The following is a 13,273-nucleotide window of genomic DNA, read 5'->3' as shown; positions in this document are numbered from 1 at the left end:
CAAGTGCGGGGCTAACATTCGAATCTAATACTATACAGATACTATACTAACCTAAATAAGCTTTTAAAGCGTTGCTATAACGGGCCTTTTGTAGGCGTTTGATCGCTCTTTCCTTGATCTGGCGGATACGCTCCTTTGTGAGATCATATTTTTGACCAATTTGCTCGATTGTTACACCATTTTCGCCATCAAGACCAAAATATGCATTTACAATCTCGGCTTCTCTTGGACTAAGTGATTTAAGCACCCGGCGGATTTCGTTACGAAGAGAATCCTTCATAACATCATCATCAGTATCATCTCCACCTTCCAGCAAATCGCCCATCGCTACATCTTCTGCTTCGTGTACCGGAGCATCAAGTGAGGTATGACGTGTGTTGCTTTGGAAAATATTGTTGATTTCCGTTTCGCTCATTTCAAGCAATTCAGCGAGTTCCTCGGTGCTTGGCTCTCTTTCATGTTCCTGTTCGAAAGCCATATAAGCCTTATTGGCCTTATTATATGTACCTATCTTGTTCTGGGGAAGACGAACCAATCTGCCTTGTTCGGCCAAAGCCTGAAGTATAGACTGACGGATCCACCACACAGCATAAGAGATAAATTTAAAACCTTTGGTTTCATCAAAACGCTGAGCTGCTTTGATCAGACCGAGATTACCTTCGTTAATAAGGTCACTAAGGGAAAGCCCCTGGTGTTGGTATTGTTTAGCCACAGAAACCACAAAACGTAAGTTCGCCTGTACTAATTTATCCAATGCTTTCTGGTCTCCCATCTTGATGCGCTGGGCAAGTACAGTTTCCTCTTCTGGAGTGATCATCGGGATCTTTGATATCTCCTGGAGGTACTTTTCTACTGCCTGCGAATCGCGATTTGTTATCTGTGTAGCTATTTTGAGCTGTCTCATATCTTAAAATAAATAAATTGACTAATCCGGATTTAGGGGGTACGGGATCAACAATTATTAGACACAATAAGTTCGTTGGACGTTGTAAAAAGGGTAAGTTAAAACTTTTTTTCCGCTCTGAACCGGAACAAATGTAATGTCTGACTTTTAGAATTCATAGTGTTTCTAAAAAAAAGAAACGGATTTAGGGTAAATACTTATAGTTAACTGCATGAGTCCCACCGGGTAATAAAAGGGCAATAAAAAGGTGCCGATTTTGAAATGCAAGCCCGTATTGCATTATAGCGCATAACCACAGAAATCTTACGGATAATGATGTACAGTCGTTAAAATTGTTAGTTAGGTAAACAAATAATACAGTTATTTATGTAAACAAGATTTCTTCCCCATCATGCCTGATCAGGAGTTCCTTTTGAGTTGAATTTTCTACGCGACCTACAATTGTGGCCTCAATGCCCAATTCCCTGGCAGTTTCGATCATTTTTTTCGCATCGGGTTCGCTTGTAAAAATCTCCAGCCTGTGGCCCATATTAAATACCTGGAACATCTCACGTTGATCTGAACCGGAAGCCTTCTGAATAATGTCAAATATCAAAGGTGGATCAAATAAATTGTCCTTTATCAGTCTCATTGGTCCCGGGAGATATTTAAGGCATTTAGTCTGTCCCCCTCCACTGCAATGAATAATGCCATGGATGGCACTAAACTGCTGATCCAGCAAAATTTTGAGCAGTGGTGCATAGGTCCTTGTGGGCGAAAGTAGCAGTTGGCCTATATTAAGATCCCCCGTAATTGATGCCGAACCGGGTGATGCCGAACCGGGTACCGGATCCGACATTTTGTGAGGTCCTATATAAGTTACAGCTGTAGAAAGGCTGTTTTCATAAGATTCCGGGTAATTTTCTGCATAAAATTTTGAAAGAACATCGTGCCTGGCACTGGTCAGGCCGTTGCTGCCCAGACCGCTGTTATATTGGCTTTCATATACAGTTTGACCCGAACTGGAAAAACCAACTATCACGTCACCTGCAGCAATCAGATCATTGGTAATCAATTTATTTTTTGGCCATCTGGCCATCATGGTTCCATTCACTGCTATTGTACGGACCAGGTCGCCGACATCCGCAGTTTCACCACCGAGGAAACGAATGTTGATGTCAAACTTCTTTAATTCATCAAAAAACTCCTGGGTTCCATTTATCACAGCTTCCAGGACCTCGCCGGGAATCGTCTTTTTATTCCTGTCAATCGTGGAAGAAAACAGGAAATTGTTATGAATACCAACACAAAGCAGGTCATCCAGATTCATGACAATGGCGTCCTGTGCTATGCCCTTCCATACAGATATATCCCCGGTTTCTTTCCAATACAGGTAGGCAAGAATGCTTTTTGTACCCGCCCCGTCAGCATGCATAAGGTTAACCCAATTGTCTTCACCGTCCAGGTAGTCTGGGTAAATTTTGCAAAACGCGTTTGGATACAAGCCTTTGTCGAGTTTCTCGGTCGCTTTATGAACTTCCTCCTTCTGCGCAGAGACGCCGCGCTGGTGATAAAGACTCATTGTTGATTTTTAATTCGCGCAAAAGTAACCATGATTTTGTTTATTCTGAGTTCTGAAAGGGCTAATAATGATGTGTTGTAGTATTAATAACGCAAATCATGTTTACTTTTGCGGATTATTTAAAGGAACCATTCGAAAATATGCAGGTTTACAGAGATACCGGGAAATTACCGGATTTCAGAAATGGAGTTGTTACAATAGGCACCTTTGATGGGGTGCACACTGGCCACCGGCAGATAATAGCCCAGTTAAAAGAGGAAGCGAAAGAGATTAAGGGTGAAACGGTAATTATTACCTTTCATCCACATCCCCGCAGGGTGGTGGGCGATGCTTCAAAATCGGTTCAATTACTCAATACGATTGAGGAAAAGACAGCATTGCTGGCCGAAGCAGGTATTGATCATCTTGTGATCTGCCCTTTTACAGAACGATTTTCCCAACTCACTGCTGAAGAATATATTACCGAATTTCTGCTCAGGAAATTCAGGCCGCATACGATAGTTATCGGTTATGATCACCGATTTGGCCAGGGCCGGAAGGGTGATTACAAATTACTTGAAGATTTCAGCGACAAGCATGGTTTCAGATTAAAAGAGATCCCGGCTCATATTATTAAAGAGAGCACTGTAAGTTCTACACATATAAGAAATGCTCTTCTTGCCGGCGATGCAGGTACGGCCTCCGAGTTGCTCGGCTATGATTACTTTTTCCAGGGCAAAGTGATAGAAGGCAACAAACTGGGCCGCACCCTGGGTTATCCCACAGCAAACCTGGATGTAGAAAACCCCGAAAAACTGATCCCGGGGAATGGCGTTTATGCTGTTAACGCCCGGTTGGAAGATCATGTAGGTACTATTGCCGGTAAGTCATTTGAACTGCCTGCCGGTTTTATCGATAAAATGCATCACGGCATGATGAATATTGGTGTGAGACCTACTATTGATCAATCGGCCAGGCGAACCATAGAGATCAATCTTTTCAATTTCAATGAGGACATATATGGCCGGATCCTTACAGTTTACGTTAAGAAATTTCTAAGGCATGAATTAAAGTTCCCCGGACTTGATGCTCTTAAACAACAACTTGCCAAAGATAAGCAGGATGCCCTGGATGCTACACAGCGCGCCTAGCCAGGACAAAACTAACTCATCATCGTCACCACTAATTCATCATCTTCACCACCATTTCTTTGAGCAATGAAGCATCGCTGGTTCCTGTATCATTTACGCCAACACTGCGGAGATTATAATGATGTAACAAAATGAGAGCATTTTCTGTTCCATTGAATCCATAATTTTTTGCAGTAAGCATATAGTCTTTGACAAAAAATGCATTGACTCCGATGTTTGCTGCCACCTGCTTTTCGTCATTGGATTGCTGGCCGAAAATCATATATGTTTTACTGAATAAATTATACAAGGTTGGTAAGATCAGCTGAATGGGTGCAGCTTTGGGATTTGCCTCAAAATAACTGATGATTTGAATAGCTTTCGAAAGATTCTTTTTGGCAAGAGCGGCCTGCAATTCAAAAGAATTATATTCTTTGCTGATACCAACATAGGTTTCTATATCATCTTCTGATATGGCCCGCCGATCGCCAAGGTTAACCAGCATTTTATTGATCTCGTTTTCAATCCGGCTCAAATCATTGCCAATATGATCAATTAAAAGGGCAAGTGCTTTGGGGGCGATCGAATACCCTTTAGTCCGGACAAGCTCACTGGTCCATTCAGGCAGCTGGTTTTCGTACATTTTCTTTGTACTCACAATCTCACCCTTGTCTTTGATCATCTTTGCAAGCGCAGTCCTGCCGTCGAGTTTTTTTTCTTTGTGAGATATGATAAATACAGTGGATGAAAGTGGTTTATCAACATATTGTGATAACTTATCAAGATCACGCATCTGCTGGGCCTCTTTTAATATCACAACCTGGCGGTCGGCAAACATAGGATAGCGCCTTGAGGCATTAATGATATCAACCCAGTTTGCATCTTTTCCATAAAATATGGTCAGATTAAAGGAAGCTTCAGATTCTGTAAGGATTTTTGTTTCCGCATAGTCTGTAAGCAAATCGATAAAATAGCTCTCTTCTCCTTCAAATAAATAGACCGGTTTAAAGTTTTTCTTTTTCCATTCATTGATTATTTTGTCTGTATTCATCGCGAATTTGAATTAAAAAAATGGTAATTATAATCACCATTTCAAAAAAAATAATTTTTAAAGTTTTTGGCAAATTCAAGCCCTTAAAGCGTTTCAGGCGAAATTAGCATTTCAGCAAAGATCTGAAATAAAACTGGCATGGTTTTGGACCAATCGATATCCGTAACCCGGTTCAGGGAACCAAAACCGGATTCTAAACATTAGAAATATAAACATACACAATTATGAGCACAACAAATTATCCATCAGCCACCCCACCAAATGAAACGCCGAAACGTGATTCAAAAAACTTAATTATAGGTTTACTCGCAGTAGGTATTCTTGGTACATGGGGTTATTTTCTTTGGGACAAAAATCAGTCTGACCAGCAAATAACTCAACTTCAGACTCAGTATGTTGCTGTTGATTCCAGCAAAACTGAAATAGAAAAAAGTTATGGCGCTGCTGTTAGCCGTCTTGATTCATTGACCGGATACAACAATGAACTGGAAGGCAAACTGACTGAAAAAAATTCAGAAATTAAAAATCTCAGAGGCCGTATTGATGGTATCCTGAGAAAGCAAAGGCTTACTGAAAAAGAAAAGAAAGAAGCCCAGTCTTTAATCAATGAGCTGAACGAAAAGATCAGCAACATGGAGCAGGAAGTTGCACGTCTTACAGCTGAAAATGGTGAGTTAAATCAAAAGAACACCACACTTACAACTGAAAAAGAAGCAGTAACCCAGGAGCTAGTTACTACCACTGCAGTTAAAACTGAACTGGAAGGTAAAGTTGATGTTGCTTCTACACTGAACGCTTATGCTATTTCAATTACTCCGGTAGATGAAAGAAAAAGCGGTAAAGAAAAAGTAACTGCAAAAGCTAAGAAAGTTGACAAACTGGTAATTGCATTCGATGTTGACAACCGTATCGTTGCAACTGGTCCAACTGAAGTTTATGTTAGCATCACTGGTCCGGATGGTCAGCCAATCGCGGTTGAAGCTTTAGGTTCAGGTAAATTTACAACCCGTGAAGAAGGTGAAAAACTCTTCACAACTAAAGTACCTGTAGATTTCGAAGCTGGTAAGAAAAAGCACGTTGAATTTGCCTGGAAGCAAAACAGCGATTTCAAAACCGGTGATTACAAAATTGAAATCTACCACAATGGTTTTAAAATCGGCGAAGGTATAAGAACTCTTAAGAAAGGCGGGATTTTTGGATAGTCTTTAATTAGTAAATTATATTTAAAAGGGTCATCTCGTAGAGATGGCCCTTTTTCTTAGTTCTTAGTTATGAGTTATGAGTTATGAGTAAGTTATTAAGTTATGAGAGTAGTTATGAGTGAATGGATAATCACTCATAACTACTAAACTCCTAACTCACTCATAACTCATCACTCATAACTCATAACTCCTCATAACAGTGCTCTAACCGAAGCTCTTCCCACGTGTATCGTTCTTGATTCGCCCGGCTTCCGTCCTTCGTATTGTATATTTATCTCGAGGTTGTTTGAGAGCCTTTTAGTGAGTTCCAGGTTCCATAAAAAATTCTTTCCCGGTAACAATCCATCAAGCATAATATATGCTGCCGGGCTGTTTGTAGCATTGGACGGGTCCTTGGAGTTAAAGAGGATCTTGTTATATGTAAACTTCGTTTGGATAGATGTACTCTGAAGAATATTATATTTTACCTCGCTGTTCAATGCATTTGAAAAAGACTTCTCTTCACCTACCTCCTGGTTTCTTTTATCACTAAACCTGTAACCGACAATCACTCGCAGGTTGGCACCTTTTGTAAAAGTTAACCTGGGCTCCAGCGAATACTGATCAATTTTATAATTCCTGCTGCCAAACTTCTCGTTTGTCGTTATCAACTGGTTAAGCCCTTGCTGGCCGGTTACATCGAACAATAAGCTACGGGTAAGATTCACCCTTCCCTTCATGGTCCAGTTATTCAGTTGACGGCTCTCATAGCCATAGGTAAGCAATGCTTTGGCTGAAGTAACCGCATTGTTAATATCAAACCCCCATTTTGAGCTGAAACGATTGAAAGAAAATGAGTTTATATATGATGAGTTCAATGTAATCAGTGAGCTGTCATTGAGCGGAGCTCTAAATGGATTAAATTCAACGAGACCAGTTGCGACTTCTTTTTTATTGATCTGAAGTGATGACTGCAAGTTGATCCTGGCAATAAACCTTGCAAATGAACCTGATTTTGACTGGTTGATTACCGCACGGGGATTAAGGGATACACTATAATTGAAAGTGTTATAGCTGGCTTTTATGAAATCGTTTGAAGGCGTAAATATCCTGATAAATTTTGCCTGGTCCTGGAAAAGTGCAATCTCAAATTCGTTGAGTTGTTGCACACCATCCTGGTTATAGTCAATCCAGGTAAACTCCCCTTGTCCTGCAGGTACTTCGAGATATGCAAAATCCCTTTTCTGCTCCTGCCCTGCCCCAAGTTCGTATAACAGGTTACCAGTAACTAATCCCTTCCATTCGTTTACCTGGTATTCAGCCCGGCCGAGAAGGCTATTGTCGGGTTTCTGTGTAGTTATTTTGCTGTTTAAGATAGTGAGCTTGCGATAAGTACCAGTAAATCTGAATTGATGCCTTTCATTTTTTAACAGCTCCGCGGTAACATTCACATTGTGACTCTTGTCTGAACGGGAAAGATTTCCCTGGTAAGGATAGGCATCAGTTCTTGTAAAATAAGTAATACCCCATCGGTTCGGATTAACCTGCGATGATTTGATAGCGGTCTTAAAAGTCTGGAATGAGAAACTCTGTGCAATAACCGTGTCGGTATTTTTATTCCGGATCTCATTGTGTTCAATAGCATAATTAAATTCGACAACGTAATTCCTTAGTTTTGGAAACTGCCTGGAAACATCAATCACCGGTCGCAGAAAATACCCCTGGTTTAACCTGGAGTTTATGTTTGACAGGTTAAACACATTGTTGAACTTCCATCCTTTTATATTTTGAGTATGATATATACTGTTGCGGAAGCCTGTGAATTCCTTTCCCCTGTTATAGGTTGTAAACTGGTATTTTACTGTATTACCTTTAGCATCCATAAGGGCAGTCGCTGCATTTACAATTGTTTCATCAGAAGGAGTAACCACCAGCGGAAGTCCCCAATCCCGGGTGAACTCAACATTTCTCAGGCGTTCCAGCGGTTTGAACCTTGAATCAACATATTCATATCCGAGATCAGTTTGTAATCGCAGCCCGGCTGCGCCATTGAAAGGTTTGGTGTTGCGCAAGGTTATCCGGGTCGCATACCCCTGGTCGTTAGCCTTGTCTTTTGATGAAAAACCATTCACATCATAAATACTCATTGCAAACTCAGAGGTAACAACTGTATTTTTCGAAACATTATAATCAACGCCAAGACTAAATACCTGCTGCTTTTTTGGTGTTACAAGAAAAACAGCCGGAAGAAAATTACCCTGTCTTACACCGTTGACTGGTTCTATCCACCGGTATACCTTACCATTTGCCCCATTAAAATCCGGTATATAGTCGCCATTGCCTGCCCCTACATCAATGAACGAAAGCTGGTAGCGGGCACTGTCAGGGTTGCCTGAGAATACGAAGATAGAATCATGAAGAGAGCCGTTTGCGAACACAGTGTCGACTTTTTTATACATGATGCTTCCTGCAACGAAAGTGTCTAAAACTGCACTCGGATAAAAGGCCTTGTTTATGCTATCACCAAGTACATTAAGGAAAGTTTTCTGGGGACCATCGATGGTTTGATTTATAGGAGAACTCTTTGCATCGGAGTTACTGAAGGCGCTAACTTTTAACTTAACCTTGTTACTGAAATTGGTTTCATTATATGCATAAAGATTCGCATTCAAATAATTGCGGTCTGAGTATTCAAACTCCACTTGTATCCGCTTATCCTTTGTGATCATGTTCCTGGGAGTGAAAGTAATTTCTGCCGTGTTATAATTGATAACATAATCCTGGTCTTCCCCACGCTGCATCAATACCCCATCAATAAATACTCTTTCTGTATTTGCCAGTATCACAAAGAAGAACTCATTATTTGCACCCTGTAAACGATATGGACCCTGGTTGCCTTCGAGTGCAGGGAGAATATTCCGGGTAAACTTACCCTTCGCTATAGAGCCGCTAACCATCGTTTTGTTATCAACCAGGCTGCTGATTTTAGTGGTGGTTTCAAAGGCAATTCCTTGCAGTCGCTTATAAAAAGTCAGGAAATAAGATTCATTCTGTCTTATATCGATATCGCCCAAACTTAAGGACCATGTTCTTTTTTTAAACTGAAGGAAGATGCGGTCGAATTCATTTAACTGCTGCGTGGTACCATCGGGTTGGATGGGTATATTGTTGTCCGTGATGGCGGCTACAATTTCAATACTGTCTGCAAGGTATCCGCTGAGTTGAAGATTAAGATTAGAAGTAACAACTGCATCCTGGCTGTTGCCAAAAGAGATTCCGCGGCCGAAGCTTCCGTTATAATTGATATTGCCAAAATCAAAAAAGTTTTCAGCCTGACCGATACCTGCATAGTTTGGCACATAGGTTTGACCGATGAAGTTATTCATCACGCTGTCATAAGTCATGCTTTTGGTAATCGCGTTCATTTTGCCTGGGAATACACGGTAAATCACCAGTACAGAGTCAAAGGCGGGACGATTTTTAAAAACGACATAACTATTTACGAAATCTGTTTTGTATAATGAATCAGCGACGGCCAGAATTGAAACTGTATTGGGAACGAGACTGAGCGTATCCAGGTGCAGTGTGTCAGATTTAACCGGTACCCATTTCTTCCGGAGATTTGATATTTGACCAGCGCGTGCCGGCTCCTGGGCAAAAACAGCTGCATGAGCGGTGCAAAATAGCAGGCACAGTATCAGGATCTTCCCGATCAACTGGTTAGTTTTTGTTCTATTTAAATGTACGATCAATGGTTATTCAGCTGGAAACTAACTAACGGTGAATCTTTTTGATTGTTGTTGATTTTCACCCGCTTAGTAATTATTTTACTTATCGGTAAGTAATTAAAGTTAGAATTATTTTGAATGCGGTATTAAGATTCATTTTCAACGGTTTGCAGCAGTTTCATGATAAAAACTGTCAACCGTTTATGAAGACCCTGACACTTATTTTCATTGTTGCCTCAACAGCACTCACAGGTTGCGTTCACCAGGGGTATTTTTTGAGTCCCTTCCAGGCAAATAATCAACCTTATAAAGCTATACCGATGGTGTCCGACTCGGTCCACAGGTCAGTTTACGCAGCGACCGGGATATCTATCGGTAGCGCAAACCAGAGCCTGAGTGATGTTGTGTTTACTTTTCAGGGCTCAGTTCACCAGGCACATACTTTCGAAAATGTGCAGGTTTTTTATGGGGGAACCGGCGTGATCGGCAATTACTTTTTACAGGACTATTACAGTTATAACTTCCAGGGCAGTACAAATCCAAACGTCCCGATTACCAGCCGCGGTAACCGGTATTTTGCAGGATTAGGCGCATTTGGCGGAGCTAATATTGTGATCCCGTTTGCTACCGGAAGTGAATGGAGGGTGTTAGGTATAGAAACGAATTTTCAGCGGGAATTTGGCGATTATCAAGCATTAAGACTGAAATTGCCTGATTCATCAGCCCAGGCAATTACCAGAGATAAGTATTTTCATACCATTGGTTTCACTACCAATGTCATTAAAAAGTTTCGGAAATCGGGAAACAGCTTCGGGTACAAGTGCGGTTTCTATATTGGCACAAGCCGAACACAGAGGCTTGACAATTATTATGGAACTAATCTCCTGCCGATGTATATATCTAATACGCTACACTTAACCCGTGAACGGGTAACTGGTTTTGTCCAGATTAATGCCGGTTCCTATGCACTGAATTTCCAAACCGGCATTAATGTGAAGTTATAGCTTAGGCCATTTGTAACTTTCCGGCCTTTTTGTTTTCCAGGAACTCATCAAAGGTCATTAGTTTATCAACAACCCCCTTAGGTGTAAGTTCGATAATCCGGTTTGCGACGGTTTGCAGGAAGGTATGGTCATGAGAGCTGATCAATACAATTCCCTTAAAGTTTTCCATGCTTTCATTGAAAGCCTGGATAGATTCAAGGTCAAGGTGATTGGTTGGCTCATCAAGTATCACCAGGTTAGGATCCTGGAGCATCATGCGGCTGATCATACATCTCACTTTTTCACCCCCGCTCAGTACGGATGTTTTTTTCAGAACCTCGTCACCACTGAATAACATCTTTCCCAGAAATCCACGCAGGAAAGGCTCGTCCACATCTGTTACATGCGGTGGCACGTATTGACGCAGCCAGTCCATCAGGTTAAGGTCCGACTGGAAATACTGGGTATTGTCATTTGGCAAATAGGCTTTTGAAACGGTAGTACCCCATTCAAATTTTCCTTTATCCGGCGTAACATTCCCATTTATTATTTCAAAAAAAGCCGTGATAGCCATCTGGTCATCGGCAACAATTGCGATCTTATCGCCCTTGTTTACGGAAAAGCTGATATTGTCAAAAAGGACGCGTCCATCAAAAGACTTGGAAAGTTTTTCAACATTCAGGATCTGATTTCCGACATCTCTCAATTGCTTAAATATGATTCCCGGGTATTTCCTGTTGGAAGGAGTTATGTCTTCAAAAACGAGTTTATCAAGGGCTTTTTTACGGGAAGTTGCCTGTTTGGATTTGGAAGCATTCGCACTGAAACGGGCGATAAATTCCATAAGATCCTTTTTCTTTTCTTCCGTCTTTTTATTCTTATCTGTCGCCTGTCTTGCGGCCAACTGGCTGCTTTCGTACCAGAATGTATAGTTACCCGTATAGATCTTTATTTTTTGACGATCCACATCTGCAACATGTGTACAAACTGAATCAAGAAAGTGACGATCGTGAGAAACCACGATCACAATATTCTCATAATCAGCCAGGAAGTTTTCCAGCCAGGATATAGTAACTACATCAAGGTTATTGGTAGGCTCATCCAGGATCAGGATATCCGGGTTACCAAAAAGCGCCTGCGCCAGTAGCACCCGCACCTTCATAGCTCCGTTCAGATCCTTCATCAGCTGGGAATGGATTTCTTCTTTTACGCCCAGTTCACTCAACAGGCTTGCCGCATCGCTTTCCGCGGTGTATCCATTCATTTCGCCAAACTCACCTTCGAGTTCTCCGGCACGCATTCCGTCTTCTTCCGTAAAATCAGCTTTTGCATAGATGGCATCGCGCTCGTGCATCACAGTCCACAGTTTTTTATGACCCATAAGAACCGTGTTCAAAACTGTATAGTCATCAAACGCAAACTGGTTCTGGTTAAGAACCGCCATTCTTTCACCGGGAGTTATATCTACAGTGCCCTTATTCGGTTCAATCTCACCGGATAAGATCTTTAAAAAAGTTGACTTACCCGCGCCATTTGCGCCGATTACACCATAACAATTGCCTTTGTGAAAAGAAAGGTTTACTTCATCAAACAACACTCTTTTTCCAAAAGAAAGTGTGATATTATTCGCTGCGATCATCTACTACTGAATTTTGACCGGCAAAGGTACGAATTTCGAGGATTTGCTCCCAGAGTTTATTCCTATCCCAACAAGGAGATGTTGAAAAATGTGGGTCTGAAGTTTGATTTAGCTTCTGTTAATCCGGCTTGCCGGGCAGTGTATGCTACCTGGAAAGCAGTTTGCAACCAGGGAGCCGGGATAAGAAAATTTGAAACTCTGAAACTGATCGTATATTTTAGCACTGGATATCACGCATTAGCAACTGAGGTAAATAGATTTATGCTTTCTGAAACTGAATTAGAAAATGTTTTCGCCTGGAGACCCTATCGTACAGACTGGCCCCTGAATATCTTAAATGATCAGACTATTCTTTCCCACTTTGGACCACTGATAAAAGACATGATCAATAATAAGGTCTTCGAATGCACGCAAACTCAGGCCGGTGATCTTACAAATTATCTCGAATTTCTATGTTATCCTTCAACTGTAAATGATAATGGGTCCGATCAGTCAGGCATCCTGGTTTGTATCAGTCTCTGCGCGCCGGTGGTAGCATATTGTGAAACAGTATTTAAAAAAGATAAGAAGTCTTTTGCTTATGCATTCCCCGATCCGGCACATGTAAGTATTGTCGGGCACCCTAATCTAAAGCCCATCGAAAAGGAACTGAAGTCTATTTTGAAAAAATATGACTTACAGATTATTTCTAATGAGTACGCGACCCAGGTATTGCCAGCCCGAATGGCTGACAAACTGGACTCTCTCAACTTCGGAAATAAGATGCTGCATGGCATCTTTCAATGGAAAGAATAGACTTATTCGTGGTAGGAATTGATTTATTCGTGGTAAGAACAGATTTATTCGCTGATGCCTTCCAAAGCAAAAATAAAAGCCAGTTCCAGGGCTCTTTCTTTCAGATAGTCGAAACGGCCTGAAGCGCCTCCATGTCCATAAGCCATATTTATTTTGAACAGCAGTTTCTGATTACCAGTTTTCATTGACCTTAACCTCGCAACCCATTTTGCCGGTTCGAAATACTGCACCTGTGAGTCGTAAAGGCCGGTGGTTACCAGCATGTTTGGATACTCCTTCTTTTCTATATTGTCGTAGGGAGAATAAGATTTCATGTAATGAT

General features: G+C 41.3%; 10 protein-coding genes. 4 read left to right on the top strand and 6 right to left on the bottom strand.

Annotated features, from left to right (window positions below):
* Positions 1-46: 46 nt before the first annotated feature.
* A complete protein-coding gene (locus VK664_RS11220; RefSeq protein WP_014217201.1) occupies positions 47-904 on the bottom strand; it encodes a sigma-70 family RNA polymerase sigma factor in 858 nt (285 codons plus the stop codon).
* A gap of 364 nt (positions 905-1,268) precedes the next feature.
* Complete coding sequence (locus tag VK664_RS11215; protein ID WP_461398749.1) at positions 1,269-2,465, bottom strand: AIR synthase related protein; 1,197 nt, start codon at positions 2,463-2,465, stop codon at positions 1,269-1,271.
* Between the two features lie 98 nt (positions 2,466-2,563).
* Between VK664_RS11215 and VK664_RS11210 the strand changes: the two genes are divergently transcribed.
* On the top strand, positions 2,564-3,595 hold the full coding sequence (locus VK664_RS11210; RefSeq protein ID WP_461398748.1) for a bifunctional riboflavin kinase/FAD synthetase: 1,032 nt from the start codon (positions 2,564-2,566) through the stop codon (positions 3,593-3,595).
* Between the two features lie 31 nt (positions 3,596-3,626).
* Here the strand turns inward: VK664_RS11210 and holA are convergent, their stop codons facing one another.
* Positions 3,627-4,625, bottom strand: a complete 999-nt coding sequence (gene holA / locus VK664_RS11205) for a DNA polymerase III subunit delta (RefSeq protein WP_461398747.1) — start codon at positions 4,623-4,625, stop codon at positions 3,627-3,629.
* Between the two features lie 224 nt (positions 4,626-4,849).
* Between holA and VK664_RS11200 the strand changes: the two genes are divergently transcribed.
* Positions 4,850-5,827, top strand: a complete 978-nt coding sequence (locus VK664_RS11200; RefSeq protein ID WP_461398745.1) for a hypothetical protein — start codon at positions 4,850-4,852, stop codon at positions 5,825-5,827.
* 191 nt (positions 5,828-6,018) lie between these two features.
* Here VK664_RS11200 and VK664_RS11195 read toward each other — a convergent pair whose 3' ends face one another.
* Positions 6,019-9,522 carry a hypothetical protein gene (locus tag VK664_RS11195; protein WP_461398744.1) on the bottom strand — a complete coding sequence of 1,168 codons (3,504 nt, stop codon included), beginning with the start codon at positions 9,520-9,522 and terminating at the stop codon, positions 6,019-6,021.
* 215 nt (positions 9,523-9,737) lie between these two features.
* Here VK664_RS11195 and VK664_RS11190 point away from each other — a divergent pair, with 215 nt between their 5' ends.
* Positions 9,738-10,538 carry a hypothetical protein gene (locus VK664_RS11190; RefSeq protein ID WP_461398743.1) on the top strand — a complete coding sequence of 267 codons (801 nt, stop codon included), beginning with the start codon at positions 9,738-9,740 and terminating at the stop codon, positions 10,536-10,538.
* 1 nt (position 10,539) lies between these two features.
* On the opposite strand, the gene VK664_RS11185 is transcribed toward VK664_RS11190, so the two are convergent.
* Entirely contained in the window at positions 10,540-12,156 is a 1,617-nt protein-coding gene (locus VK664_RS11185; protein ID WP_461398742.1) for an ABC-F family ATP-binding cassette domain-containing protein, read from the bottom strand.
* Between the two features lie 78 nt (positions 12,157-12,234).
* Here VK664_RS11185 and VK664_RS11180 point away from each other — a divergent pair, with 78 nt between their 5' ends.
* Positions 12,235-12,951 carry a hypothetical protein gene (locus VK664_RS11180; RefSeq protein ID WP_461398741.1) on the top strand — a complete coding sequence of 239 codons (717 nt, stop codon included), beginning with the start codon at positions 12,235-12,237 and terminating at the stop codon, positions 12,949-12,951.
* Positions 12,952-12,995: 44 nt separating this feature from the next.
* Here VK664_RS11180 and VK664_RS11175 read toward each other — a convergent pair.
* Positions 12,996-13,273 (bottom strand): prolyl oligopeptidase family serine peptidase (locus VK664_RS11175; RefSeq protein ID WP_461398740.1); only part of this gene is annotated, 278 nt, incomplete at its 5' end.

The organism is Flavitalea sp., from assembly GCF_035489435.1.
Classification (GTDB): domain Bacteria; phylum Bacteroidota; class Bacteroidia; order Chitinophagales; family Chitinophagaceae; genus DATHKG01.
This window is presented reverse-complemented; position numbering and strand designations above follow the sequence as displayed.

Excerpts from the sequence above, each read along its gene's own strand:
- VK664_RS11220 (WP_014217201.1), bottom strand. The coding sequence starts at position 904 with ATGAGACAGCTCAAAATAGCTACACAGATAACAAATCGCGATTCGCAG.
- VK664_RS11215 (WP_461398749.1), bottom strand. The coding sequence starts at position 2,465 with ATGAGTCTTTATCACCAGCGCGGCGTCTCTGCGCAGAAGGAGGAAGTT.
- VK664_RS11210 (WP_461398748.1), top strand. The coding sequence starts at position 2,564 with ATGTTTACTTTTGCGGATTATTTAAAGGAACCATTCGAAAATATGCAG.
- holA (WP_461398747.1), bottom strand. The coding sequence starts at position 4,625 with ATGAATACAGACAAAATAATCAATGAATGGAAAAAGAAAAACTTTAAA.
- VK664_RS11200 (WP_461398745.1), top strand. The coding sequence starts at position 4,850 with ATGAGCACAACAAATTATCCATCAGCCACCCCACCAAATGAAACGCCG.
- VK664_RS11190 (WP_461398743.1), top strand. The coding sequence starts at position 9,738 with ATGAAGACCCTGACACTTATTTTCATTGTTGCCTCAACAGCACTCACA.
- VK664_RS11185 (WP_461398742.1), bottom strand. The coding sequence starts at position 12,156 with ATGATCGCAGCGAATAATATCACACTTTCTTTTGGAAAAAGAGTGTTG.
- VK664_RS11180 (WP_461398741.1), top strand. The coding sequence starts at position 12,235 with ATGTTGAAAAATGTGGGTCTGAAGTTTGATTTAGCTTCTGTTAATCCG.